The 26365-nt window shown below is 72.2% G+C and carries 19 protein-coding genes and 1 pseudogene; 9 read left to right on the top strand and 11 right to left on the bottom strand.

The window, feature by feature from the left end; genetic code table 11:
• Positions 1-91 precede the first annotated feature (91 nt).
• A complete protein-coding gene (locus tag ACIRR9_RS51875; RefSeq protein ID WP_365344946.1) occupies positions 92-1183 on the bottom strand; it encodes a mechanosensitive ion channel family protein in 1092 nt (363 codons plus the stop codon).
• Positions 1184-1375: 192 nt separating this feature from the next.
• Here ACIRR9_RS51875 and ACIRR9_RS51870 point away from each other — a divergent pair, with 192 nt between their 5' ends.
• Together ACIRR9_RS51870 and ACIRR9_RS51865 are read left to right on the top strand one after the other, a co-directional pair.
• Positions 1376-2506, top strand: coding sequence for a cation:proton antiporter (locus ACIRR9_RS51870; RefSeq protein WP_403767774.1), 1131 nt, complete (start codon positions 1376-1378; stop codon positions 2504-2506).
• A gap of 140 nt (positions 2507-2646) precedes the next feature.
• Positions 2647-3525 (top strand): annotated as a pseudogene (locus tag ACIRR9_RS51865) (NAD(P)/FAD-dependent oxidoreductase); the annotation flags it as partial.
• A 1-nt stretch (position 3526) separates the two neighbouring features.
• Here ACIRR9_RS51865 and ACIRR9_RS51860 read toward each other — a convergent pair.
• Both ACIRR9_RS51860 and ACIRR9_RS51855 read right to left on the bottom strand, forming a co-directional pair.
• Complete coding sequence (locus tag ACIRR9_RS51860) at positions 3527-4291, bottom strand: crotonase/enoyl-CoA hydratase family protein (protein ID WP_403767771.1); 765 nt, start codon at positions 4289-4291, stop codon at positions 3527-3529.
• A gap of 31 nt (positions 4292-4322) precedes the next feature.
• A complete protein-coding gene (locus tag ACIRR9_RS51855; protein ID WP_403767769.1) occupies positions 4323-5306 on the bottom strand; it encodes a YbhN family protein in 984 nt (327 codons plus the stop codon).
• A 213-nt stretch (positions 5307-5519) separates the two neighbouring features.
• Here ACIRR9_RS51855 and ACIRR9_RS51850 point away from each other — a divergent pair, with 213 nt between their 5' ends.
• The 4 genes from ACIRR9_RS51850 to ACIRR9_RS51835 all read left to right on the top strand — a co-directional run bounded on the left by ACIRR9_RS51850 (position 5520) and on the right by ACIRR9_RS51835 (position 12395).
• Positions 5520-7385: an ABC transporter ATP-binding protein gene (locus ACIRR9_RS51850; RefSeq protein ID WP_403767778.1), complete on the top strand. Its 1866-nt coding sequence runs from the start codon at positions 5520-5522 to the stop codon at positions 7383-7385.
• Positions 7386-7581: 196 nt separating this feature from the next.
• On the top strand, positions 7582-8943 hold the full coding sequence (locus ACIRR9_RS51845) for a lectin (protein WP_403767766.1): 1362 nt from the start codon (positions 7582-7584) through the stop codon (positions 8941-8943).
• A 49-nt stretch (positions 8944-8992) separates the two neighbouring features.
• Positions 8993-11179: an RICIN domain-containing protein gene (locus ACIRR9_RS51840; protein ID WP_403767763.1), complete on the top strand. Its 2187-nt coding sequence runs from the start codon at positions 8993-8995 to the stop codon at positions 11177-11179.
• A gap of 220 nt (positions 11180-11399) precedes the next feature.
• Positions 11400-12395, top strand: a complete 996-nt coding sequence (locus ACIRR9_RS51835; protein WP_403767760.1) for an FAD binding domain-containing protein — start codon at positions 11400-11402, stop codon at positions 12393-12395.
• Between the two features lie 90 nt (positions 12396-12485).
• On the opposite strand, the gene ACIRR9_RS51830 is transcribed toward ACIRR9_RS51835, so the two are convergent.
• The 3 genes from ACIRR9_RS51830 to ACIRR9_RS51820 form a co-directional block, all read right to left on the bottom strand.
• Positions 12486-14123, bottom strand: a complete 1638-nt coding sequence (locus tag ACIRR9_RS51830; protein ID WP_403254718.1) for an MFS transporter — start codon at positions 14121-14123, stop codon at positions 12486-12488.
• A gap of 116 nt (positions 14124-14239) precedes the next feature.
• The gene (locus tag ACIRR9_RS51825) at positions 14240-14704 is read right to left on the bottom strand and encodes a MarR family winged helix-turn-helix transcriptional regulator (protein WP_403767757.1); all 465 of its coding nucleotides are present in this window, start codon (positions 14702-14704) and stop codon (positions 14240-14242) included.
• A 464-nt stretch (positions 14705-15168) separates the two neighbouring features.
• Entirely contained in the window at positions 15169-16254 is a 1086-nt protein-coding gene (locus tag ACIRR9_RS51820; protein ID WP_403767754.1) for a WD40/YVTN/BNR-like repeat-containing protein, read from the bottom strand.
• A gap of 272 nt (positions 16255-16526) precedes the next feature.
• Here ACIRR9_RS51820 and ACIRR9_RS51815 point away from each other — a divergent pair, with 272 nt between their 5' ends.
• Complete coding sequence (locus ACIRR9_RS51815) at positions 16527-17120, top strand: hypothetical protein (protein WP_403767751.1); 594 nt, start codon at positions 16527-16529, stop codon at positions 17118-17120.
• 35 nt (positions 17121-17155) lie between these two features.
• On the opposite strand, the gene ACIRR9_RS51810 is transcribed toward ACIRR9_RS51815, so the two are convergent.
• Both ACIRR9_RS51810 and ACIRR9_RS51805 read right to left on the bottom strand, forming a co-directional pair.
• Positions 17156-19135 carry a HEAT repeat domain-containing protein gene (locus ACIRR9_RS51810; RefSeq protein WP_403767748.1) on the bottom strand — a complete coding sequence of 660 codons (1980 nt, stop codon included), beginning with the start codon at positions 19133-19135 and terminating at the stop codon, positions 17156-17158.
• 127 nt (positions 19136-19262) lie between these two features.
• Positions 19263-20924, bottom strand: a complete 1662-nt coding sequence (locus tag ACIRR9_RS51805; RefSeq protein WP_403767745.1) for an acyl-CoA dehydrogenase family protein — start codon at positions 20922-20924, stop codon at positions 19263-19265.
• Positions 20925-20996: 72 nt separating this feature from the next.
• Here ACIRR9_RS51805 and ACIRR9_RS51800 point away from each other — a divergent pair, with 72 nt between their 5' ends.
• Positions 20997-21743: a PaaX family transcriptional regulator C-terminal domain-containing protein gene (locus ACIRR9_RS51800; protein ID WP_403767743.1), complete on the top strand. Its 747-nt coding sequence runs from the start codon at positions 20997-20999 to the stop codon at positions 21741-21743.
• 52 nt (positions 21744-21795) lie between these two features.
• On the opposite strand, the gene ACIRR9_RS51795 is transcribed toward ACIRR9_RS51800, so the two are convergent.
• Both ACIRR9_RS51795 and ACIRR9_RS51790 read right to left on the bottom strand, forming a co-directional pair.
• Entirely contained in the window at positions 21796-22332 is a 537-nt protein-coding gene (locus ACIRR9_RS51795; protein ID WP_403767740.1) for a hypothetical protein, read from the bottom strand.
• 180 nt (positions 22333-22512) lie between these two features.
• Positions 22513-23334, bottom strand: coding sequence for a pectate lyase (locus tag ACIRR9_RS51790; RefSeq protein ID WP_403767737.1), 822 nt, complete (start codon positions 23332-23334; stop codon positions 22513-22515).
• A 288-nt stretch (positions 23335-23622) separates the two neighbouring features.
• On the opposite strand from ACIRR9_RS51790, the gene ACIRR9_RS51785 reads away from it, so the two are divergent.
• Entirely contained in the window at positions 23623-24945 is a 1323-nt protein-coding gene (locus ACIRR9_RS51785; protein ID WP_403767734.1) for an SGNH/GDSL hydrolase family protein, read from the top strand.
• A gap of 39 nt (positions 24946-24984) precedes the next feature.
• On the opposite strand, the gene ACIRR9_RS51780 is transcribed toward ACIRR9_RS51785, so the two are convergent.
• Positions 24985-26337 carry a nucleobase:cation symporter-2 family protein gene (locus ACIRR9_RS51780; protein WP_384567612.1) on the bottom strand — a complete coding sequence of 451 codons (1353 nt, stop codon included), beginning with the start codon at positions 26335-26337 and terminating at the stop codon, positions 24985-24987.
• Positions 26338-26365 lie beyond the last annotated feature (28 nt).

Genomic DNA, 26365 nt, shown 5'->3' with positions numbered 1-26365 from the left:
CAACTTCGCCCGAGCACGGTTCACTTCATGTGCGTCCACGCCTCCAGCATGCCCCCGAACAGTGCCGCGAGACAGACCTAACGGAGTCCTACTAGTCGGTGCGCGGCAGGCCGGACGGCACGTCGTCCGGCACACGCTGCTGCGGGATCACCACGGCCCCCTGCTGGAGCGCCACCGTACGGGCCGGCGCCGGGATGCGGATGCCCTCGTCGCGGTAGCGGCGGTGCAGGCGCTTGATGAACTCGTGCTTGATCCGGAACTGGTCGCTGAACTCGCCGACGCCCAGGATCACCGTGAAGCCGATCCGGGAGTCGCCGAAGGTGTGGAAGCGGATGGCCGGATCGTGGTCCGGGACCGCGCCGGTGATCTCCTTCATCGTCTCGGCGATGACCTCGGTCGTGACCCGCTCGACGTGGTCCAGGTCGCTGTCGTAACTGACACCCACCTGCACCAGGACCGTCAACCGCTGCTCCGGACGCGTGTAGTTGGTCATGTTGGTCTTCGCGAGCTGGCCGTTGGGGATGACCACCAGGTTGTTGGAGAGCTGGCGGACCGTCGTCTGCCGCCAGTTGATGTCCACGACATAGCCCTCCTCGCCGCTGCTCAGCTGGATGTAGTCACCCGGCTGGACGGTCTTGGACGCGAGGATGTGGATGCCCGCGAAGAGGTTCGCCAGGGTGTCCTGGAGGGCGAGCGCGACCGCCAGACCGCCCACGCCCAGGGCGGTGAGCATGGGCGCTATGGAGATGCCCAGCGTCTGCAGCACCACCAGGAAACCGATCGCCATGACCAGTACCCGGGTGATGTTCACGAAGATCGTGGCCGAGCCGGCGACCCCGGAGCGGGACTGGGTGACCGACTGCACCAGGCCGGCGATCACCCGCGCCGCCGACACCGTCACCGCGAAGATCAGCACCACCTGGAGGCACTGGTTGGTGTGGTGCTGGACCGTCTTGGTCAGCGGCAGCACAGCCGCGGCCGCGGCCGCGCCGGCCGTGATCGCCGCCCACGGGACCACCGTGCGCAGCGCGTCCACGATGACGTCGTCACCGCTCCAACGGGTCCGCTTCGCGTGCTTGGCCAGCCAGCGCAGCATCCCGCGCGACAGAAAGGCCAGCAACAGACCCGCCGCCAGCGCGATTCCGGCCAGTACCAGGTCATCGACGGTGAGACCTCGGTTCACCGTTACCTCCATTCGATTGTGCAACCGCTCATCCTGCCGTATCCGCACGGAGGTTCGTACCGGGCGCCGGACCGCCCGCACTGTGCTGAATCTGTCAACTTGCTGCGCCAGGGCCTGTGCCGCGCTACTTCGCCGCCGCGCCCGGCGGTTCGTCCCCGTCCGTCGTCGGCAGCCGGTGAGGAGAACACCCCCATGACACCCGTGGAGCCCGCTCCTCGCTTCTTCGCCGCTGTCGTCGTGATCCTGCTGGTCTGCCGTCTGGTCGTGGTGATCGCAGGCCGTTTCGGCCAGCCTCCCGTCGTGGGCGAGATGATCGCAGGCGTCCTGCTCGGACCGTCCCTGTTCGGGCTGGTCGCCCCGGGCGCGTCCGACGCGGTCTTCCCGGCCGAGCTGAAACCGGTGCTGTACGTGGCCGGGCAGATCGGCCTGGTGGCCCTGATGTTCCACGCCGGATACGAGTTCCGGGCGCACGCGGGCCGCGGCCCGGCCGGCACGGCGGTGGCCGTCTCGGGGGCCGGGATCGCGATCCCCCTGGCCCTCGGCGTGAGTCTGGCGCTGGTCGCCCACGGACACGTGGACATCTTCGTCGACGGCGTCCCGGTCTGGATCACGGCGTCCTTCGTCGGTGTCGCCCTGGCGATCACCGCCTTCCCGATGCTGGCCCGCATCATCACCGAACGCGGACTGGCCGGCTCCCGCTTCGGCACTCTCTCGCTGGCCTCGGGCGCCACCGACGACGCCGTCGCCTGGATCATGCTGGCCGCGGTCCTGAGCGCGGCCTCGGGCGACCCGGGCCGGGTACTTACCACCGTCGGCGGTGCGCTGCTGTTCGGGGCGGTGCTGTACTTCGCGGGGCGCCCCCTGCTGGCCTCGATCGTGAACCGGCCCGGACCGCGCGACGACACCCGGCTCCTCGGCACCGTCGCGGTGCTGTTCTGCGCCGCCTGGTTCACCGACGTCATCGACCTGTACGCGGTGTTCGGGGCGTTCTGCGTGGGCATGGCCATGCCTCGGGGTGAGGCGGCCGAACGCCTGGTGCGCACGACCCAGTCGGTGACCCAGGTGGTCTTCGTCCCGATGTTCTTCACCTACTCCGGCCTCAACACCCGCTTCGACGTGTTCGCCGACCCCGCCGTGCTGGCGTTCGGCATGGCGGCCGTGGTCCTGGCCGTGGCCGGCAAGTTCGGCGGCTGCTGGGCGGCGGCCCGCCTGAAGGGCGAACCGCCGTCGGTGGCGGTCCGCGTCGGCGCGCTGATGAACGCCCGCGGGCTCATGCAGCTCATCGCCCTGAACGTCGGCCTGGCCGCCGGGACCGGGGGATGACGGCCGAAGGCCGGGACCACGCGTCGAGCGCCGACCGCAGTCGGGATCGCACGCCGAGCGCCGAAGGCGCGGATCACGCGCCGAGCGCCGACCGCCGGGAGCACACGGCTACCGCCGAACGCCGCGTCGACGTCCTCGTCGTGGGTGCCGGGCCCGCCGGGCTCGCGGCTGCCGCCCGGCTCGCCGTCGCCGGAGCCGGCCGGGTGGAGGTGCTGGAGCGCGAACAGCAGGCCGGGGGAGTGCCACGGCACTGCGTCCACCGCGGATTCGGCACCTCCACCCGGCCGTTGACCGGACCCGCGTACGCCCGGCTGCTCGTGGAGGCGGCCGGGCGCGCGGGAGCGGTGGTCCGTACCGGGGTCACCGTCGTGGACTGGGCCGGCCCGCTCTCCCTCGCCACCGTCGGCGAGCGGGGCCCGGAGACCCTCACCGCGCGGGCGGTGGTGCTCGCCACCGGCGCCCGCGAACGCCCCCGCGCCGCACGGCTGATCCCGGGCACCCGGCCCGCCGGGGTCCGCACCGGCGGAGAGCTGCAGCAGGCGGTGCACCGCTACCGGCAGCCGATCGGCACCCGGGCGGTGGTGGTCGGCGCCGAGGACGTCTCGTACGCGGCCGCCGCGACCGCGCGGGCCGGGGGCGCCGAGGTCGTCGCGATGGTCACCGACCGGCCGCGCGCCACCTCGGCCGCAACAGCTCTGGACGCCCGGCTCCGTTCCCGTATCCCGCTGCTCACCCGTACGACGGTCACCGAGATCCTCGGCCACGGCCGGCTGTCCGGTGTCCGGATCCGGCACGAGGACGGGCGTACGGGGGTGCTCGCCTGCGACACGGTCGTCTTCACCGGGGACTTCGTCGCCGAGGACGAACTCGCCCGCCGGGCCCGGATCGCGTGCACCCAGGGGTCGTACACCGACCGCCCGGGTGTCTTCGCCGCCGGCGGTCTGCGGCAGCCCGGTCAGGACGCCCGGACGGCGACCCGGGAGGGCGCCCGGGCCGGGCGGGCGGTGCTGGAGTGGCTGATCAGCCGCCCGTGAAGGAGCCGTGCCGCCCCGCGCCCGCGGCGAATCGCGCCGCGCCTTCCAGGCCTTGCGCCAGCACGCCCATGCCATGACGGATCTCGGCGCCCATCGCCGCCGGCTCGTCGAGCCCCTCCTGGTCCAGCACCGACGCCCGGTCACTGCGCAGACAGGCCTGCGGGAAACCCGCGACGGACTCGGCCAGTTCCTCCGCCGCCTCGCGGGAACGGCCGGTCGGGACGACCCGGTTGGCCAGGCCCATCTCGTACGCCTCGGCGGCCGGGACCGGGCGGCCGGTGAGGATCATGTCCATGGCCCGGCTGGTGCCGATCAGCCGGGGGAGCCGTACCGTGCCCCCGTCGATCAGCGGTACGCCCCAGCGGCGGCAGAAGACGCCGAAGACCGCGTCCTCCTCGGCGACCCGCAGATCGCACCACAGGGCCAGCTCCAGGCCCCCCGCCACGGCGTGCCCGGCGACCGCGGCGATCACCGGTTTGGACAGCCGCAGCCGGGTCGGACCCATCGGGCCGTCACCGTCCTCGGCCACCCGGTTGCGGTGCTCGCCGCCCATCGCCTTGAGGTCCGCGCCCGCGCAGAACGTGCCGCCCTCGCCCCACAGCACCGCCACCCGGGCCTCGTCGTCCGCCTCGAACTCCCGGAAGGCGGCGACCAGTCCGGCCGCCGTCGGCCCGTCCACCGCGTTGCGCACCTCGGGCCGGGAGAGGACGACGGTCGTGACATGACCCTTGCGTTCCAGACGGACCGGCATGGGCTTCCTTCCGTAGGAAGGCCACCCCGCGTCAGATGACCTTCAGCCGCACCAACGCCCCCAGTGTCAGCGCTCCCGGCAGCAACGGCACCCACACGGTGATGATCCGGTACGCGAGGACGACGGCCGTGGCCACCGCCACCGGGGCGCCCGCGGCCACCAGCGCCACGATCAGCGCCGCCTCCACGGAACCCAGACCGCCCGGCGTGGGGATCAGGGCGACGGCGACCGTGGCCGCCAGGTACGCCAGCGCCATGTGCGTGGGCGGCACCGACAGGCCCAGCGCCTGCCCCACCGCCACCAGACCGAGGGCCTGGAGCGCGGGGAAGGCCAGCGAGCCGCCCCACAGCGCCAGCGCCCGGGACGGACGGGTGTGCACCGAGCGGGCCTCGCTCAGGGCGGTGCGCACGAACCGGAACACGGGCTCGCGCACCCGTCGTACGAGAAACAGCACGGCCACCGCCACGGCCGCCAGCGCGCCCACGACGGCCAGGAGCGGTCCCACGTCCCCCTGGGGCAGCAGGCCGTCGAGCCGCAGCGCGTCGGGGAAGGCGAAGAACAGCACGGCCATCAGGCTCACCCGGGCCACCGACTCGGCCAGCAGGTACAGGGCGAGCGCGGCCGAGGAGGTGGCGAGCGGCACCCCGCACACGGTCATGAACCGCAGGTTGACCGCGCCCGAGCCCAGCCCCGTCGGCAGCAGGTGGTTGGCCGAGCCCGCCGCGAGCTGGGTCGCCAGCAGCCGCCAGCGGGGCAGCTGCTGGACCACCGCGCCCTGCCGGGTGAAGGCCGCGGCCACCCAGGTCAGACAGGTGGCGCCGCCCGCCGCCAGCAGCCAGGGCCAGGAGGCGGCGCGCAGATGCCCGAAGCCCTCGACGAGAACCTGCCGGTGCTGCACCGCGATGACCGCGACCAGCACGAGTGGGATCAGGGTGAGCAGGTGCCGCACGGGGACACGGCGGGCGAGCCGGGGGAGTCGGCTCTCACGGAAGTCGGGGATTCTTACCGCTGTCACATCGGGAGAGGTTTTCCGCGCAGACCCAACGGCGGGTGGCGGAAGAGGAGACACGGGATGACGGCCTGGAAGCGGCTGAGGGGGGAGCCCCAGCTGGGCTTTCACGGGGCTTGGCGGGGCCTTCGGACGGTTCATCGGGTCCTTCGTACGGGCGGCCGGCGCGCGGACATTGACCTCAACGAACCTTGAGGTTCTAGGTTCTCCCTCATGAGTATGGAGACCACCGCCTGGATGCAGCTGCACAGCGTGATGACCGCCCAGCAGGAGCGGCGCCCCTTCGACCGGGCCACGCTGCGCCGCATCGCCGCCTTCGCCCGCCCGCACCGCGCGGGCATAATCCGTTTCGTCCTGCTCGGGGTGGCCACCGCCCTGCTCGCCGTCGCCACCCCCGTCCTCGCCGGCCATGTCGTCGACGCGATCGTGTCGGGGCACGACACCGGCACGGTCGTACGGCTTTCGCTGCTGATCGCGCTCGTCGCGGTCGCGGAGGCGGCGCTCGGGGTGCTCGGGCGGCGGCTCTCGGCGACGCTCGGGGAGGGACTCATCCTCGACCTGCGAACGGCTGTGTTCGATCATGTGCAGCGCATGCCCGTCGCGTTCTTCACACGCACTCGTACGGGAGCGCTGGTCAGTCGTCTCAACAACGACGTCATCGGCGCCCAGCGCGCCTTCGCGGGCACCCTGTCCGGCGTGGTGAGCAACCTGGTCACGCTGGTGCTCACCCTCGCGGTGATGCTCACCCTGTCCTGGCAGATCACCCTCCTCGCGCTGGTGCTGCTGCCGGTGTTCGTGGTGCCCGCCCGCCGGATGGGCGGCCGGATGGCTCGCATGCAACGCGAGGCCGCCGCGCTCAACGCCGACATGGGCACCCGCATGACCGAGCGGTTCTCCGCCCCCGGCGCCACCCTGATCAAGCTCTTCGGCCGCCCCGAGGAGGAGTCGGCGGAGTTCACGGCACGCGCCGCCCGGGTCCGGGACATCGGTGTGCGCACCGCCACCGCGCAGTCGGTGTTCATGACCGCGCTGACCCTGGTCTCCTCGCTGGCCCTCGCCCTGGTCTACGGCCTCGGCGGCTGGTTCGCCCTGCGCGGCACCCTGGCGGCGGGCGCCGTCGTCTCCCTCGCCCTGCTGCTGACCCGCCTGTACGCCCCGCTCACCGCGCTCGCCGGGGCCCGCGTCGAGGTGATGAGCGCTCTGGTCAGCTTCGAGCGGGTCTTCGAAGTGCTCGACCTGAAACCGCTGATCGAGGAGAAGCCGGACGCCCGCGAGGTCCCCGAAGGTCCGGTGGCCGTCGAGTTCGAGGACGTCCGCTTCGCCTACCCGGCCGCCGACCAGGTCTCCCTCGCCTCCCTGGAGGAAGTCGCGGTCCTCGACTCGCGCGGCGGCGCCGAGGTCCTGCACGGCATCTCCTTCCGCGCCGAACCCGGCCAGACCGTCGCCCTGGTGGGCTCCTCCGGCGCCGGCAAGTCCACCATCGCGCAACTGCTGCCGCGGCTGTACGACGTGGACGAGGGCGCCGTCCGTATCGGTGGCGTCGACGTCCGTGACCTGACCGCAGGCTCGCTGCGCGCCACCCTCGGCATGGTGACCCAGGACGGCCACCTCTTCCACGACACCGTCCGCGCCAACCTGCTCCTCGCCCGGCCGGCCGCCACGGACGAGGAGCTGTGGGAGGCCCTCGGCCGCGCCCGCCTCGGCGAGGTCGTACGGTCGCTGCCCGACGGACTGGACACGGTCGTCGGCGAGCGCGGCTACCGGCTGTCCGGCGGCGAGCGCCAGCGGATGACCATCGCCCGGCTGCTGCTGGCCCGCCAGCGGGTGGTCATCCTCGACGAGGCCACCGCCCATCTCGACAACACCTCGGAGGCGGCCGTCCAGGAAGCCCTGGCCGAGGCGCTGGAGGGGCGTACGGCGGTGGTCATCGCCCACCGGCTCTCCACCGTCCGGGCCGCCGACCAGATCCTGGTGGTCGAGGCCGGACAGATCGTGGAACACGGCACCCACGAGGAACTCCTCGCGGCGGACGGCCGGTACGCCGAACTGCACCGCACCCAGTTCACGACGGTGGCGACACCCTGACCGGGGAGTTCATGCAGGCGTCACATTTTTCTGTGATTCCGCACGGGGAACGCTCCCCCACTTGACGGCAGTGGTCCGGACCTTTAGCTTCACGCCTTAAACAAAGCCTCACGGATGCGCTCAACGCCCGGTGACAACACGGGCGTTGAGTACATACCGAGTGGCATCCCCCCGCGTGAAAGGCCACCCCCCCGCAATGGCCAGACCTCTCCCCACGGCTGTAGCCATAGCCGCCCTGACCGTATCGGCCGGTCTGCTCACCGCCGTTCCCGCGCAGGCCGACACCGGCACCATCACCGGTCTCGCCGGCAAGTGCCTCGACGTCGCAGGCGCCAACTCCGCCGACGGCACCGCCGTCCAGCTCTACGACTGCAACGGCACCTCGGCCCAGCAGTGGACCGTCGGCAGCGACGGCACCATCCGTGCCCTCGGCAAGTGCCTCGACGTGACCGGCAATTCGACCGCCGACGGCGCCAAGCTGCAGCTGTGGAGCTGTAGCGGCGGCGCCAACCAGCAGTGGACGGTCACCTCCGCGCACGACATCGTCAACCCCCAGGCGAACAAGTGCATGGACGTCACGGACAACAACTCCGCGAACGCCACTCGGATTCAGATCTGGAGCTGCAGCGGCGGCGCCAACCAGAAGTGGACCGCGCCCGCGGCCGGCGGCGGGACCACCCCGTCCTCGCCGATGGCCGTGGCGCCGTACCTGTACAACGGCTGGGGCGACCCGCCGAGCCCGACCACCATCACCAACGCGACCGGCGTGAAGTACTACACGCTCGCGTTCGTCCTCAGCAACGGCTACTGCAACCCGCAGTGGGACGGCAGCCGGGCGCTGACCGGCGGCGTCGACCAGAGCACCATCAACACCGTGCGTGCCAACGGCGGTGATGTCATCCCGTCGTTCGGCGGCTACAGCGGCAACAAGCTGGAGAGCTCCTGCTCCAGCGCGGGCGAGCTGGCGGCGGCCTACCAGAAGGTCATCAACGCCTATGGCGGGCTCAGAGCCATAGACATCGACCTGGAGGCCGACGCCTACAGCAGCGCCACCGTGCAGCAGCGGGTCGTGGACGCGCTGAAGACCGTGAAGGCCAACAACTCCGGCCTGAAGGTGTACATCACCATCGGCACCGGCCAGAGCGGCCCCGACAGCAGCCTGATCAACCGGGCCGCGTCCTCCGGACTGAGCGTCGACGCCTGGGCCATCATGCCGTTCGACTTCGGCGGCGCGGGCCAGAACATGGGCAACCTCACCACCCAGGCGGCCGAGGGGCTCAAGAACGCGCTGAAGAACGCGTACGGCTACAGCGACGACACGGCCTACCGGGACATGGGCATCTCGTCCATGAACGGCATCACCGACAACAACGAGACCGTCACGGTCGCCGACTTCCGGACCATCCTCGCCTACGCCCAGCAGCACCACCTGGCCCGCCTCACCTTCTGGTCCGCCAACCGCGACCGGCCCTGCACCGGCGGTTCCGCCGACAGCTGCTCCGGCGTGAGCCAGTCCAACTGGGACTACACGCGCGTCTTCGCCGGGTACACGGGCTGACCCCGCACCCCGCTCGCACTCCTCGTACTTCTCGTCCTTAGGAGAACCAGTGCTTCGCCTTCCCCGGCGGCGCAGACCAACGGCCGCCGCTGCGGTGGCCGTTGTCGCCGCCTCCCTGCTGACCGCGGCGGGCGCCTCCTCGCCCGCGTCCGCCGCCACGCTGCCCACCGGCAACGTCACGCTGCTCAACGCGGCGAGCGGCAAGTGCGTGGACGCCAAGGCGGCCGCCACCGCCGACGGCACCGTCGTCCAGCAGTACACCTGCAACAACACCACCGCCCAGCAGTGGAGTTTCACCTCCACCAGCGACGGCTACGTCCGGATCAACAACGGCAACAACGCGAACGAGGTCCTGGACGTCACCGGCGTCTCCACGGCCGACAGCGCGACCGTGCAGCTGTGGACCTACGGCGGCGGCAACAACCAGCAGTGGCTGCCGGTCGACGACGGTGGCGGCGCCTACCACTTCGTCAACCGCAACAGCGGCAAGTGCCTCGACGACCCGAGCGCCTCGACCGCCGACAGCGTGCAGTTCGTGCAGTACACCTGCAACGGCACCAACGCCCAGCGTTTCCAGGTCGTCCCGGTCACCCAGTCCGGCAACCCGGACCTCGGCTCCAATGTGGTCGTCTTCGACCCGTCGATGTCGGCCTCGACGATCCAGAGCAAGCTGGACTCGATCTTCTCGCAGCAGGAGACGAACCAGTTCGGCTCCCAGCGCTACGCCGTGATGTTCAAGCCCGGCGCCTACAGCGCCGACGTCAACGTCGGCTTCTACACCCAGGTGCTGGGCCTCGGTCTCTCGCCCGACGCGGTCTCCATCAACGGCGCGGTGCACGCGGAGGCCGACTGGTTCCAGGGCAACGCCACCCAGAACTTCTGGCGCGGCGCGGAGAACCTCTCCGTCAACCCCACCGGCGGCAGCGACCGTTGGGCGGTCTCGCAGGCATCGGCCTACCGCCGGATGCATCTGCGGGGCGGCCTCGCCCTGGACGACGGCGGCTGGTCCAGCGGCGGTCTGATCGCCGACAGCCAGATCAACGGGCAGGTCAACTCCGGCACCCAGCAGCAGTGGCTGACCCGCAACTCACAGCTCGGCAGCTGGACCGGCTCCAACTGGAACATGGTCTTCGTCGGCAGCACGGGCGTCCCGTCCACCAGCTTCCCCAGCCCGCCGTACACCACGGTGGCGCAGAGTCCGGTGACCCGTGAGAAGCCGTTCCTGTACGTCGACGGCTCCGGCAACTACCAGGTGTTCGTACCGTCGGCGCGCTCCAACTCCACCGGCACCAGCTGGAGTTCGGGTTCCGCCGCCGGCACCTCGCTCTCCCTGGACAGCTTCTACGTCGTGAAGCCGGGCGCCACCGCCTCCCAGATCAACGCGGCCCTCACGGCGGGCAGGAACCTCCTGGTCACCCCCGGTGTCTACCACCTCGACCAGACCCTGCAGATCAACCGCGCCGACACCGTGGTCCTCGGCCTCGGCCTCGCCACCTTCGTCCCGGACAACGGCATCACCGCCATGAAGGTCGCCGACGTCGACGGCGTCCAGATCGCGGGCCTGCTCTTCGACGCCGGCACCACCAACTCCTCGACCCTGGTGGAGGTCGGCCCCAGCGGCTCCTCGGCCTCGCACGCGGCCGACCCGACCTCGCTGCACGACGTGTACTTCCGCGTCGGCGGCGCGGGCGTCGGCAAGGCCACCACCAGCCTGGTCGTCAACAGCGACAACGTCATCGGCGACCACATGTGGATCTGGCGCGCCGACCACGGCAGCGGAGTCGGCTGGACCAGCAACACCGCCGACACCGGCCTGGTCGTCAACGGCGACAACGTCACCATGTACGGCCTGTTCGTGGAGCACTTCCAGAAGTACCAGACGATCTGGAACGGCAACGGCGGCCGCACGTACTTCTACCAGAACGAGATGCCGTACGACCCGCCCAACCAGGCGGCCTGGATGAACGGCTCGACCCAGGGCTACGCGGCCTACAAGGTCGCCGACTCGGTCACCAGCCACCAGGCGTACGGCCTCGGCAGCTACTGCTACTTCAACGTCAACCCGAGCGTGGTCGCCGCGCACGCCATCGAGGCACCGAACAACTCGAACGTGCGCTTCACCGACATGGTGACGGTCTCCCTCGGCGGCACCGGCACCATCACCCACGTCATCAACAACTCCGGAGGCCCCTCGAACTCGTCGACCAACGTGGCGGACCTGACGTCCTACCCGTGACCGGACGCGGGTGGCCCGGCGGACACGCCGGGTCACCCACGGCCGCTCGCGGTGACCACAGGTGTGGGACGGCGTGACCCGGGTATCCGGAGAGACATCGGTACGGGCCCTCCGGAAGTCAGGCACGTCATGGGCAGCGACATCCAGCGCCCCGGAACCACCCTCCGGGCCGACGGCGAACCCCCCGCCGCATCATCGAGGCGGCGGGGGACGTGATCCCGTGAGCCCCTTCGACCACGTCCGTGCCCGCACCGTCGAGGAGGCCGTCCAGGCCTTCACCGCCCGCCCCGGCGCCCGCTACCTGGCCGGCGGCACCGACCTCGTCGACCTGATGAGGCTCGGCGTCGAACGGCCCACCGCGCTGATCGACATCAGCCGCCTCCCGCTGGACCGGCTGCAGCAGCTGCCCGACGGCTCGCTGCGCATCGGCGCCACCGTCCGCAACAGCGACCTCGCCGCCCACCCCCTCGTCCGCCGCCGCTACCCCGTGCTGTCCCAGGCCCTCCGCGCCGGCGCCTCCGGCCGGCCCGGCGACGCCGCGACGACCGGCGGCAACCTCCTCCAGCGCACCCGCTGCACCTACTTCCACGATCCGGGCAAGCCCTGCAACAAGCGCGAGCCGGGCAGCGGCTGCGGTGCCCTCGACGGCGTCCACCGCGACCACGCCGTCCTCGGCCACTCCCCGCACTGCATCGCCACCCACCCCTCCGACATGGCCGTGGCCCTCGCCGCCCTGGACGCCCGCGTCGAGCTGTACGGCCCCGAAGGCGCCCGGACCGTGGACCTCACCGACTTCCACCGGCTGCCCGAGGACCATCCGGAGCGGGACACCGACCTCCGGGCCGGCGAGCTGGTCACCGGGGTGGTGCTGCCCGCCGCCACGGCCGGAGCGCCCTCGGCCTACCGCAAGGTCCGCGACCGGGCGTCGTACGCCTTCGCGCTCGCCTCCGTCGCCGTGGTCCTGCGGGTCGGCGACGGGCTGGTCACCCAGGTCGGCCTGGCCTTCGGCGCGCTCGCGCACCGCCCCTGGCGGGCCCGGGTGGCGGAGGCGGCCCTGCTCGGCGAGGCGGCCACCCCGGCGGTCTTCGCCAGCGCCGTCGACCTGGAACTCGCCGCCGCCCGCCCGCTGCCCGACACCGCCTACAAGGTGCCGCTCGCCCGCGACCTCGCCCTGGACGTCCTGACCCGGCTCGCCCCGGCGCCCGCCCCGCTCTGAGCCGCGGGACCCCCGCCGCCCTCGGCGACGCCGTCCAGCACGCGACCGGCGTCCGCCTCCGCATACGGCCGCGGGCCCCGGACCGGGTCCTCACCGCTTCGAACGCACGGTGACCTTCGCGGCGGGGGAGCGGTGTTCGTCGACGGCACGGTGACCGCCGCGCAGCGCGGAGGCCACGGCGGAGACCAGGGCCATGCCCGCGGCCACGCCGAAGACGATGCCCAGGCCGTGGTGGAAGGGACCGGAGACCAGCTGGGGGAAGAAGGTGTGGCCGGTCAGGACGGACCGCTGGGCGCCGCTCACCCGGCCGAGGACGCCCTCGGAGGCGAGCAGGTGCTCGACGGGGTTGTTGCCGAGGAACGTCGCGAACAGCGTGCTGACCGGCGGCAGCGACGCGGCGTGCGCGGCGGACTGGGCCGGCACGCCGTGCGCCACGAGCCCGTTCTTCAGGGTCTCCGGGAGGGAGGACGCGAGCCCGGAGACCATCAGCGAGAAGAACACCCCGATGGACAGGGCCGTACCGGAGTTCTGGAAGGTCGAGCGCATGCCCGAGGCGACGCCCCGGTACTCGGCCGGCACGCTGCCCATGATGGAGGACGTGTTCGGCGCGGAGAACATGCCCTGGCCCAGGCCGTTGAGCAGCAGCAGCGCCGCGAACAGCCCGTAGTCGAAGTCGACGGGCAGCGCCAGCAGCCCCAGGAAGGACGCCATGACCACGACCAGCCCCGCCGTGGAGAAGAACCGGGCGCCGAACCGGTCCGACAGATAGCCGGAGACCGGACCCGCGACGAGGAAACCGAGGGTGAGCGGCAGCATGAAGATGCCGGCCCACAGCGGGGTGTCCGCGAAGTCGTAGCCGTGCAGCGGGAGCCAGATGCCCTGCAGCCAGATGATGAGCATGAACTGCAGCCCGCCGCGCGCGATCGCGGTCAGCAGGGCGGCCACATTGCCGGCCGCGAACGCCCGGTTCCTGAAGAGGGCCAGGTCGAACATGGGCTCGGCGACCCGGGTCTCGATGACACAGAAGGCCAGCAGCAGGACGACACCGCCGATCAGGCCGGCGAGCACCCACGGGTTGCCCCAGCCGGTGGCGCTGCCGCCGTAGGGCTGGATGCCGTAGGTGATGCCGGCCAGCAGGATCCCGGCGCCCGCCGCGAAGGTGAGGTTGCCCAGCCAGTCGATCCGGCCGGGCCGGCCCGTCGAGGTCTCCCGCAGGCTCAGGTACGACCACACGGTCCCGGTGATGCTGACCGGGACGCTCACCCAGAACACCGCCCGCCAGTCGACGGCGGCGAGCAGACCGCCCGCGAGCAGACCGAGGAACTGGCCGGCCAGCGCCGTGATCTGGTTGATGCCCAGCGCCATGCCGCGCTGCCGGGCCGGGAACGCGTCGGTGAGGATCGCAGCCGAGTTGGCGGTGAGCATGGACCCGCCGAAGGCCTGCACGATCCGCCAGAGGATCAGCCACAGGGCACCCGCCCCCGCCCGGAACGGATCGAGCGACAGCGCGACCGAGGCACACGCGAAGATCAGGAAGCCCAGGTTGTAGATCTTCACCCGCCCGAACATGTCGCCGAGCCGCCCGAGGACGACGACCAGCACGGCGGAGACCAGCAGGTACCCCAGGATCATCCAGAGCAGATAGCCGATGTTGCCGGGCGCGAGCGGATCGAGGCCGATGCCGCGGAAGATCGCCGGCAGCGAGATGATCACGATCGACGCGTCCATCGTGGCGATCAGCACGCCGAGGGTGGTGTTCGACAGCGCGACCCACTTGTAGCCCGGCCCCACCGGGGCGTCCTGGCGGCGGGCCGAGAGCGGGGAGCCGGGCCGCTGGCGCGCGCTCACAGCCGTTCCGCCAACCGGTCGAGGAGCGGAAGGGCCGCCGCGAGCGTCGCGCGCTCCTCGGCGGAGAACTCGTCGAGGGCGGCCGCGAGCCGCTGGACCGATTCGGTGCGCCGCTCGGCGAGCATGGCCCGCCCGTCCTCGGTGACGGCCACGATGCTCCGCCGCCCGTCCCTGGCATCGCGGGTGCGCCGGACCAGCCCGCGCTGTCCGAGCCCGGCGAGGGTGCTCGCCATGGCCTGCGGCCGTACCCGCTCCATCTCGGCGAGGGATGTCGGGGAGTCGGGCCCGTCGGCGGCGAGCCGCGCGAGCACGGACACCGCCGAGAGCGACACGTCCCCCACGGCGTGTGCCTGCCGCAGCCGCCGCGTCATACGGCCCACCGCGAGCCGGAGATCGGACGCGAGCCGGGTGACGCCGCTCAGACCACTGGTGCCGCCGTCGGCGGCTATGTCTGTCCTCACATCTACTAACACTAGATTTATCAGTCTGAACTGCTCAACCGATCATTAGTAAATACTTCAGATCTGGGGCGCGCCACAGGGCCGAGGACACGCCGGACGGCTCCTCCGTCCCCTGGCCCCGGCTGCCCCAGGATCGCCGCACCATGGTCAACATCTGCGTCCTCGGCCCCCTGAAGGTCGAGGTGGAAGGGCAGGCGGCGAACCTCGGGAGCCGGCTGGCGCGTGCGACTCTCGCCCAACTGCTGATCGCACGCCCTGCGGCCCGTGGCGCAGTCCCTCGGGGAACTCGCCGCGCTCCTCGGCCGCGGGAACGAGGCCCGGGAGCACTTCCAACGGGCCGAGCGCGTGGCCGGCCTGTGGAACTCCCGGCACTGGGCCGACACCGCCCGAGCCTCCCTGGCCGCCCTCCGGGACGCACCCGTGGGCGCCGGCGACGGAAACCCCCTCCCTCCGGGACCCGGACCTCAGGCGACGACCGCCGCGCGGACGCACAGCACGTCTGGCAGATGGGAGGCCAGCTGACGCCAGCTGTCGCCGTCGTCCGCCGAGGCGAACACCTCGCCGTTGCGATTGCCGAAGTACACCCCGGCCGGGTCCGCGTCGTCCGTGCAGAGCGCGTCGCGCAGCACCGTGCCGTAGTGGTCCTCCGGCGGCAGCCCCGCCGACAGCGGATCCCAGGTACGGCCCGCGTCGGCCGTGCGGAACACCCGGCACCGGCGCTGGGCGGGCACCCGGTCCGCGTCCGCGTTGATCGGGAAGACGTACGCCGTCCCCGCGCGGTGCGGATGGGCGGCCGCCGCGAAACCGAACGTGGACGGCAGGCCGGCGCCGATGTCGGTCCAGTGCGCGCCCGCGTCGTCGCTCCGGTACACCCCCCAGTGGTTCTGCAGATACAGCCGGTCCGGACTGCCCGCGTCCTGGGCGATCTTGTGCACGCACTGGCCGAACTCCGGGTTCGGGTCCGGCAGGAAGACCGCGGAGACACCGCGATTGGACGGTGCCCAGCTCGCGCCGCCGTCGGTGGTGCGGAACACGCCGGCCGTCGACACGGCCACCGTCACCGCCCTGGGGTCGCGCCGGTCGGTGACGACGGTGTGCAGCCCCTCACCGCCGCCGCCCGGCACCCACTTGTCGCGCGTGGGGTGCTCCCACAGCGGCCGGACCAGGCCGAAGCTCTCCCCGCGGTCCTCGGAGCGGTACAGCGCGGCCGGTTCCGTGCCCGCGTACACGACGTCCGGTTCGGCGGCGGCCGGGTGCAGCTGCCAGACCCGCTCCAGCGAGGCACGGGTGTCCTTGGGGAACTTGACGGCGGGCCGGGCCGGTTCGGTCCAGGTGCGGCCCAGGTCGTCGGAGTGGAACACCGACGGCCCCCAGTGCGCGCTGTCGCCGCCCGCCAACAACCGGGGCCGCTCGCCCCGGGTGTCGACGGCCACCGAGTAGATCGCCTGCGCGTTGAAGCAGGGACTCTCGTCGAACTCCCAGGCGCCACCTCGCCGCCGCCCCAGGAACAGACCTTTTCGGGTCCCCACGGCGAGCAGTACCTCGGTCATGCCGATCACCTCCATGACGTCTTCGTCACAGCCGTCGCTCCGATGTCGGCCAGTCTGCACCCCGCCACTGACAGCCACCCCCGTGATCGCGTCGGCGCAGGTCGCAGCCGCCGTGTCGGCCGGTCGAACGAGGGGGCGGAACGCGTTCCGGAAGACGCCTGCGCGAGCGGGGTCAGTCGTGCGACCGTCGACTCGGAGGTTCGCCGTGAGCAACGGGGCGGCCTCTCCCGTATGGGAGGGCGGTCCGGGCTGTCCGTGCGCGCGTGAGGAGGATGCCTTTGAAGGCGTTCCGTGGTCCGAAGGTCTGGTTGTGGCGCTGGCGGAGCAACCCGCTGAAGCGCCGAGCCGACACGGTGGAGGCCTGGGTGCTGCTCGGCGCCTGGCTGTTCACCTTCCTGGCCGGGGTGCTCGCCGGGCTCGCGGCGGCCCGGTCGGTCGAGGACGGACTGGCCCGCGAGCGCGTCGAATGGCACCCCGTCGTGGCCCATGTCGTGGACAAGGCACCGGGGGTGTCCGGGGCGCACTCCCAATCCCCCGGTGGTGAGCGGGTCTGGGCGAGGGTGGGCTGGACCGTCGCCGACGGCTCCGCGCACAGCGGCCAGGCCCGGGTCGCGGCCGGCAGCAAGGCCGGTACCCCGGTCACCGTCTGGACGGACCCGCAGGGCCACCTCGTCACCCGGCCGGCCACCGCCTCCGAGGCCCACCTCAGGTCCGCGCTCATCGGCGGCCTGGTCGGGCTGAGCGCGGCCGCCGTCCCGCTCGTCGCCGGGCTCGTCGTGCGCGGCCGGCTGGAGCGGCGGCGGATGGACCGCTGGGACGCGGAGTGGGCACGGCTCGGTCCGCAGTGGGGCCGGATGACCGGCTGACGACCGGGCGAGGGCGGCGCCGCCCGGATCGACGGTCACCGACTCGCCAGCGCCGTCCGGCAGTCGGCGAGCAGCTGCTCGTCCTGGGCGATGTCGTGGCTGCCGTACCCGCCCGGCCGCGCCGTGTGCCGTCGGGTGCCGGCGAGTTCGGCCGTCACCAGGTCGTGCAGCGCAGCGCCCGCCGGGCCCAGCGCGGCCAGGCAGCCGGCGATCGTGCCGCGCGTGTACGGGTTCTGCGACCAGGCGGACCGGAACACCGGCAGCACGGGCTCCGGATCGCCGTCGATCCGCCACAACGCCTGTGCCGCCGCGACCCGTTCCCACACCCTGCCCGATCCGGCCAGCCCGTGCAGCGCGGGCAGCGCGTCCCGCGCGGCGGCTCCCAGCCGCCCCAGCTGCTCGGCCGCCGTCCGGGCACTGCGGCTGCGGCCGAGGGTCAACTCCCGTATCAGCACCGGCAGTACGACGTCCACATCGCCCCCCGCCGACCACAGGGCCCCCGCCGCCACGGCCGCGTGCCGGGTGTCCAGGAGCCGGCGCAGGACCGGCGCCGCCGCCCGGGCGGCCGTCCCCAGCGCGTCGAGCGTGCGCACCGCCTGCCCGACGAGGGCGTCCCGGGCGCCCAGCCCGTCCGGTGCGCCGCGCAGCAGCCGCAGCACCTCGGGCACCGCCGCGGTGTCCTGGAGGGCGGTGAGCGCCGCCAGCAGCGGAGCGGCGAGTTCGGCGGCCTCCGGCGAGTCCAGCGGGACCCGGCCGAGCCGATGCCGCAGCGCGGGGGCGAGCGGGGCGGCCGCCCGGCCCAGCCTGACCACCTCGAAGCCCAGGCCGCCGGGCATCACCGACCCCGCCAGCAACTGGGCCAGGACCGGCACCGCGCGCCGGTCACCGCTTCTGGCCAGCGCCTTGAGCGGGCCGCCCAGCGAGGGTCTGCCGCGCTCCCAGGCGTGCACCCACAGATCGGGCCGGGCGATCACCAGCGCGTGCAACTCGTCGGCGGCGGGCGCGGCCACCCCGAACAGCTCCGCGAGCACCGAGACCGCCGCGTCGCGCAACCGGTCCTCTTCGCAGCACAGTTGAGCGCCGATCAGGGCGACGGGCGCGCTGAAGTCCGCCCGCCACCCACGGAACAGCCCCGCCGACATCCACACCGCGTTGCAGCGGTCCATCGCGTCCGGGCTGTTCAACTGGCCCACGAGCAGGGCGATCCGGTCGGTCACCCGGTCGTCCAGCGCTCGGTGCAGGGTGCGCAGCAGATACGCCCCTTCCTCGTCCGACGGCCGCAGCCGCCGTATCCGGCCGACGAGGGTGTCCGCGCCGGTCCGGTCCGGACCCGCGGCGCGCCGCCCGGACCGGTCCCTGAGCAGCCGGACCGCCGTCGGCACCAGATCGGCGGGCAGCCGCTCCGGCGCACAGAGGGCCAGCTGACCGAGCGCGGCGAGCCGGATCCCCGGGGCGTACGGCGGCTCGCTCTGCGCGGCCAGCAGGTCCACCGCCCCCGCCGCCTGAGCCGGACGGTCCCTTACGAAAAGGCCGAGGGCCGCGGTCAGGGCGGGCAGCACCCGATCGTCACGCTCGACCGCGATGCGCCGGCGCAACACCTCCAGCACGCGGGCCGGTTCGTCGAGGAACCGGACCAGCGCCCCGGCCGCCGCCCGCCGCACCCCGGGGCACGCGTCGTCGGCCAGCGGCACGAACGCCTCGGCACCCGCGCGAACGGCGGCCCGCGCCAGGGGACCCGCGCTCTCCGCGCCGATGCTGACCAGCAGTTCGACCACGGCGGCCCGGTCCTCCACCTCGGTACGGGACGCCAGCGCGAACAGGAACGGGACGCAGGCCAGTGTCGAGTCGTACACATTCCCCTGGTGGTGCACCGAGCCGTACAACCCGTCGAGCGCGACCTCCCGTTCGGCCGCGTCCGCCGAAGCGAGTCCCCGCAGCAGACCGGGCACGTCCGCCGCGCTGCCGTGAGCGTGCCGCAGCGAGGCCCAGTCGACCTCGTCGATCCCCGTGAACACGTTGTCCTCCCCAGGCGAGTACCACCTGTTCGGGAGTCTTCACCACGGCACTGACAACAATGCGGAATCGGACGGCGACCGTGTGCGATCCGCCGGCGGTCACCGGCGGGCGCGGCCCCGGGAGGGATCAATTCCCGCCAGGCAGCGCCCGCTCCAGGATCGCGTCGAGCCCGGTACCGGCGGGCAGCGTGCCGAACGCGTGCCCCCAGTCGCCGCCGAGCCGGGTCGCGCAGAAGGCGTCGGCGACGGCGGCCGGGGCGTACCGGACCAGCAGCGAGGCCTGGAGCGCCAGCGCCATCCGCTCGACCAGCCGCCGGGCGCTCACCTGGTCGGTCTCGGCCAGCTCGCTCCTGAGCCCGGTCACGGTGGCGTCCAGCCGGGCGTCCGCCCCGCGCGCGAGCGCGAGTTCGCCGAACAGGGCGTCGGCGGCGCCGGGTTCCCGGGCGAGCGCACGCAGCACATCGAGGGCGTTGACGTTCCCGGAGCCCTCCCAGATCGACAGCAGCGGCGCCTCACGGTAGTGGCGGGGCATACCGGAGTCCTCGACGTACCCGTTGCCGCCCAGGCACTCCAGGGCCTCCGCGGTGAAGGCGGGCCCGCGCTTGGTGACCCAGTACTTGCCCACCGCGGTCGCGATCCGCCTGAAGGCCCGCTCCTGCTCGTCCCCGCGTACCGCGCGGTCGGCCGCCCCGGCCAGCCGCAGTGTGAGCGTGGTCGCGGCCTCCGACTCCAGCGCGAGATCGGCCAGGACGTTGCGCATCAGCGGCTGGTCGACCAGCCGGGCGCCGAACGCGCTGCGATGGCGCACATGATGACCGGCCTCGACCAGCGTCTTGCGCATCAGGGTCGCCGAGTTCATCACACAGTCCAGCCGGGTGCAGTTGACCATCTCGATGATGGTCTTCACACCCCGCCCCTCCGGGCCGACCAGCCAGGCCACGGTCCCGTCGAACTCGGGCTCGGAGGACGCGTTCGACCGGTTGCCGAGCTTGTCCTTCAGCCGCTGGATGCGGAACGCGTTACGGCTGCCGTCCGGCAGCACACGCGGGACGAGGAAGCACGACAGCCCGCCCGGAGCCTGCGCGAGCACCAGGAAGACATCGCACATCGGCGCCGAGGTGAACCACTTGTGCCCGCGCAGGGTGTAGACGCCGGGCTCGGCGGTGGGCGTGGCGGCCGTCGTGTTCGTCCGCACGTCCGAACCGCCCTGCTTCTCGGTCATGCCCATCCCGGCGAGCAGCCCGGGCTTGTCGGCCGGAACCCGCAACCCGGGCTCGTAGACCCTGCTGGTCAGCAGCGGTTCGTACACCTTGGCGAGCTCCGGCTGGGCGCGCAGCGCGGGGACGGCCGCGTACGTCATCGACGTGGGGCAGCCATGGCCGGATTCGGTGTGTCCCCACACCAGCCCGCCCGCCGTCCGCGCGACATGGGCACCGGGCCTGCCGTCCGCCCAGGGCGCCCCCGCCAGCCCCTCGGCGACCGCCACCCGCATCAGATGGTGCCAGCTGGGGTGGAAGTCGACCTCGTCGACCCGGTTGCCGTACCGGTCGTGCGTCCGCAGCTCGGGCTCGTGCCGGTTGGCCAGCTCGCCCCACTCCTGCGCCTCCGCGCTCCCGGCCCGCGCCCCGAGCCGCCGGATGCCCTCCTCGGCCCACTCGGCCCCCTCCCGGCGCAGCCCTTCGAGCAGGGCCGGGTCGTCGGAGGCGTCGTAGGGGGTGAGCGGCGGCGCCTGATTGGTGACCTCGTGGGTGGCGTACTGCGGCTGCGGAAGCGCGACGGTGGAGTCCATGGCTCCCATGTTGCACTCTTCGTGCGGCCGCAGCAATACTGCAATACCGACCCGCACGTACAGTACGTGACCATGCGCATGAACGTGTCCGCCGAGCCCGCCGACGTCGACCTGCGGCCACTGTCCGCCCGGTCGGTCGTGCTGAGCCTGCTGCTGGGCACGCATCCGCCGCAGCTCCCGGTGAAGGACCTGATCCGGCTCGTCGAGCCCTTCGGGGTCGGCGGCTCCACGCTCCGGGCCGCGCTCAGCCGTATGACGGCGTCCGGCGACCTCCGCCGCACCGACGACGCCGTCTACGGCCTCAGCGACCGGCTGCTGGCCCGCCAGCGCCGCCAGGACGAGGCGGTACGACCGCGTACCCGCACATGGCACGGCGACTGGGAGATGCTGGTCATCACGGCGACGGGCCGCGGCCCCGCCGAACGGGCCGACCTGCGCGCCCGGTTGACCGCCCTCCGCCTCGCCGAACTCCGCGAAGGCGTCTGGCTCCGCCCGGCGAACCTGACCCGGCCCCTCCCCGCCGGCCTGGCGGACCTCGCCCAGTCCTACACGGCCCGCCCGGACCGCCCCGCACCCGAACTGGCCGCCACCCTCTGGCCGTTGACCGCCTGGTCCGCCACCGCCCGCGCCCTGCTGACCCGGGCGGCCGGATCCCGCCTCCCGGCCGACCGCCTCACCGTCTTCGCGGCCGCCGTACGCCATCTGCTGGCCGACCCCGTCCTGCCCCCGGAACTCCTGCCGCCGCATTGGCCGGGCGACGAACTGCGCACCGCGTACGCGGGTTACCGGGCGCAACTGGGTGCGGCCGGAGAGGGATGAGCGCCTGTCTCCCGGGAACAAGGGCGCCGGACCTCGTCGGAGCCTTGCGGCGTCACATGTCCTTGCAGGCCTTGGCCTTGAACTCAGCCATGGGGAGGGTCACTTCGGCGTCGCCGTTGTCGGTGACCCTGTCGTAGCGGACCTTCCCCGGGGTGAGCCGGTCCCGGTCGCTCAAGGTGAAGGAGACCTCGACCGACGACCACGAGTCGTCCTTGGTCCAGCCGTACAGGGTGTACGTGGTCCCGGCCTTGAGCGGAGTGAGGGACTCGGTCGTGCTCCAGCCGGACGTGGGGGAGTCGAGGGTCCAGGTCGCGAGACCGGTCTTGAGCGAGTGGTCGGCGGTCCATGAACCGACGTCCGCCGTCTTGTCCGGGTTGTCGTTGTAGACGTAAAGGGTCGCGCCGTCGATCCGGTGTCCGCAGACCAGCATGACCCCGAGCAGATGGCCGTCGGCGGTCACGGAGATGCCGGCGACGGCATCGATCGGAACCGTGCACCCAGAGGTCGTGCCCAGGGCCACGACGGCCGCGGCGGCGCCGGCGAGGCGCCGGAACGACGGCCGTGAAGTGAGTGAAGCGATCGACCACATGCTCAGCCCCCGTCCGGGCACGCATGTGCCCCCACCCCGGATGCTAGGGACGGAGGGCGCGGGGCGGCGGCTCCGCCGCCCACCCGTTGTGGGCTCGTTGCCGCCTCGTAGCGGGTTGGCCGAGCGGGACGGTGGCGGGGCCGCCACCCCGCAGGAGGCGACGGTCCCGCCGTTCCCGGCTCACTTGTAAGTGATGTCCGAGCTGGAGTACTTGCAGTAAGTCCCGTCCGCGCCGGAGCCGTTCGTCGTGGGCTCCGCCCCCGTGTTGTTGCCGATGTACTTCTGGCACGGCACGATCTTCTTGCTGCTGTCCCCGACGATCGTGATGTTCCTCAGCGTCGCGCTGTCGCCGTAGTTGGTGTTGATGCCGACCAGCGCGCTGCCCTTGTAGGTCGCCTCGATGGTGTTGAGGTTGATCGTGCGCTTGTACTGCGTCTTGCAGTTGCCGCACGAGCGGACCAGCTTGCCGAAGGTCTGCACCGCGAAGTCGGACACGTTGAGCGTGCCGGCGCCGTTGAACTGGAAGACCTTGTCGCTGGCCTCCTTCGCGCCGCCGCCGGAGACGGTGTACACGTTGGACGACGAGGAGCCCTTGAACGTCGCCGCGTCCTCGCCGACGTCCTCCCACCACACGTTCTGCAGGGTGCAGCTGCCCTCGCAGTGGATACCGTCCGCGGCGGGGGCGCCGATGATGACGTTCTTCAGGACCGTGCCGGCCGCCAGGTCGAGGATCGGGTCCTGGTTCTCGCTCTGGCCGCTGGTGCCCAGGTCGCCGCTGCCGTACAGGCGCAGCATCCCGTAGTCCTTGGTGCCCGACAGTTTGATGGTCGCGGTGACGGCCCGGCTGCCGCTGGCGGTCGGCCAGGTGGCCGCGTCCGCCGGAGCTCCATTGGTCATGATCATGCCAATCGAAAGCCCCAGGGCGGCCAGTCCGCCCATCAGTGCTCGTGAAGTCATGTCCCGTATGCCTTCTTTCGAGTGGGGGGTCGTTCCGGCGTCCATTGGCTGGTCGAGTACGTGAAGAAGAGGCAGCCATATGAACGCCTGGTGCGAGCACCTGCCTGAATGGGCCCACCTTCGAGCCCGTCGGTCACGGTGCTGAACGGAACGTAGGGTGAAAGCGCTTTCTAGTCAATGTCCCGCACGGGATCCGTTCCGGCCGCCGACTGGGGCTCCACGGGGCTGTCGAAGCGCTGTGGGAGCGCTTCCATGCAAGCCATGTCCATGCCACGATGAACCCCGGCCGGCGCCCGACCACGACTCCGCCGCCGCCCCTTGTCAGGAGGCCCCGTGAAGCCGCAGCCCAGCCGAACGCCGCTCGCCACGCTCCTCGGCACCTGTGTCCTCGTCCTCACCCTGGTGGTGACCGCGACGGCCCTCACCGCGCTGGTCCGCGGTCCGGGGCAGGGCACCGCACGCACCGCCCAGAGCCGTCACTGGGTGAACACCTGGACCGGAATGCCCCAGCTCACCGAGGCCGGCAATCTGCCGCCCGCACCCTTCACGGGGGACAAGTCGGTCCTGGCCGACACCACGCTGCGGCAGACCGTCCGGGTGACCACCGGCGGTCACCGCCTGAGGGTGCGATTCTCCAACGCCTACGGCGACACCCCGCTCCCGCTCACCTCGGTGACCGTGGCGCTCCCGGAGGGCGGACGGGCGGGCACCGGCGCGATCGTCACCGACAGCCTGCAGCGGGTGACGTTCTCGGAGAGGGCCGCGACCGTCGTCCCCGTCGGTGCCCAGGTCGTCTCCGATCCCGTGGACTTCGAGCTGGCCTCCGGCTCCGACCTCACCGTCACGGCGTACACCGCCCAGGGCCAGCCCGATCTGGCGCTCACCTCGCACCCGGGCTCACGCACCACGTCGTATCTCGTCAACGGCGACCACACCGAGGATCCCGACCTCACGGGCGCCACCCATGTCGACCACTGGTACCTGCTGAGCGACGTCGAGGTGCTCGCCCCGGCCGCGACCCGGGCCGTGGCCGTGCTCGGCGACTCCCTCACCGACGGCCGGGGTTCCACGACCAACGGCAACGACCGCTGGCCCGACCAGTTCTTCGACCGTCTGCAGTCCCGCCGGGCCACCTCCGGCATCGCGGTCCTCAACCAGGCGGCCGGCGGCAACCGGGTCCTCAACGACGGTCTCGGACCCAACGTCCTGGCCCGCCTCGACCGGGACGTCCTCTCCCGCAGCGGAGTCTCCTGGCTGATCGTCTTCGAGGGCGTCAACGAAATCGGCACCGCCGCCGCCACCCCGGACGCCCAGCGCGCCGTCGCCGACGACCTGACGGCCGCCTACCAGCAGATCGTCGTCCGCGCCCACGCCCAGGGCATCCGCGTCTACGGCGCCACCCTGCTGCCCTTCGGCGGCAACGCCTACGACGACGGCGCGGGCGTGCGGGAGGCGGCCCGGCAGCGGGTCAACGCCTGGATCCGCGGGCCCGGCCGCTTCGACGCGGTGATCGACTTCGACCGGGCGGTACGGGATCCGGCCGATCCGAGCCGGCTGCGGGCCGAACTCCAGGTGGGGGACTGGCTGCACCTCAACCCGACCGGGTACGGGGCGCTGGCGGCGGCGGTACCGACGGACCTGTTCGGAGCGAAGTGAGCGAAGCTGGAGAAGTGCGAGAAGCGGGCCAGGCGTGGGCTAGGCGGGCTCGGCTCCGGTCGGCACGCTCTCCGGGGTCGGACCCGCCTTCGCGGGGAAGTGGTTGAAGAGCAGGTTCAGCACGACGGCCGTCAGACAGCCCGCGCTGATCCCGCTGTTCATCACCGTCTGGAACCAGTCCGGGAACTTCGCGTAGACCGTCGGCACGCCCACCGGCAGCACACCGATCGCCACCGAGACGGCCACCACCGTCAGGTTGTTGTTGCCCTTGAAGTCGACGGTCGCGAGCGTGCGCAGGCCGCTCGCCGCGACCGTTCCGAACATCACCAGGCCCGCGCCGCCCAGCACCGGAGCCGGGACCGCCGCGACCACCGCGCCCAGCTTGGGCAGCAGGCCCAGGAGCACGAGGATGCCGCCGGCGGTCGCGACCACCCAGCGGCTGCGCACCCGGGTCATGCCGACCAGGCCCACGTTCTGCGCGTACGCCGTGTACGGGAAGGTGTTGAAGACGCCTCCCAGGACGGTCGAGAGGCCGTCGGCGCGCAGGCCGTCGGAGAGGGAGCGCGGCTCGATCTTCCGGCCGGTCATCTCGCCGACCGCGATCAGGTCACCCGTCGTCTCGGTCATCGTCACCAGCGCCACCACCAGCATGGACACGATCGCCGACGCCCTGAACGTCGGCGTCCCGAAGTGGAACGGCGTGCTGACGCCCAGCCAGTCGGCATCCCCGACCCCGCTGAAGTCGGTGAACCCGAAGGGCACCGCGACCGCGAGGCCCACCGCGATACCGATCAGGACCGCGATCCGGGCGAGGTAGGCGGGCGCGAACCGCTGCACGCCGATCACCACCGCCAGCACGAAGGCGGCCAGCGCCAGGTTCTTCGGCTCCCCGAAGTCCTTCGAACCGACCCCGCCCGCCGCCCAGTTGCCCGCGACCGGCAGCAGCGAGACCCCGATGATCAGGATCACCGTGCCGGTGACCAGGGGCGGGAAGAAGCGCAGCAGCCTGCCGAAGACGGGCGCGAGCAGCATGATCGCCAGTCCGGCGACGATCACCGAGCCGTAGATCGCGGGCAGTCCGCCGCCCGTCGTACCGATGAGGACCATCGGCGACACCGCCGCGAACGTACAGCCCTGCATGATCGGCAGCCGGACGCCGAAGCGCCAGAAGCCGACGCACTGGATCAGCGTCGCGATGCCGCACACCAGCAGGTCGGCGGTGATCAGATACGCCAGGTCGGCCGGCGACAGCTTCATCGCGCCGCCCACGATCAGCGGGACGGCGACGGCACCCGCGTACATCGCGAGCACGTGCTGCAGACCGAAGGCGGCCAACTGCCGTACGGGTGGGACCTCGTCGACGGGATGGACGGGGGCGGTGGTCGTGGCCATGGGTACTCCAGAGCGGGGACGACATCCG

Source organism: Streptomyces sp. NPDC101234, assembly GCF_044767525.1.
Taxonomy (GTDB): domain Bacteria; phylum Actinomycetota; class Actinomycetes; order Streptomycetales; family Streptomycetaceae; genus Streptomyces; species Streptomyces sasae.
The sequence above is the reverse complement of the archived record's forward strand: the minus strand, read 5'-3'. Positions and strand labels throughout refer to the sequence as shown.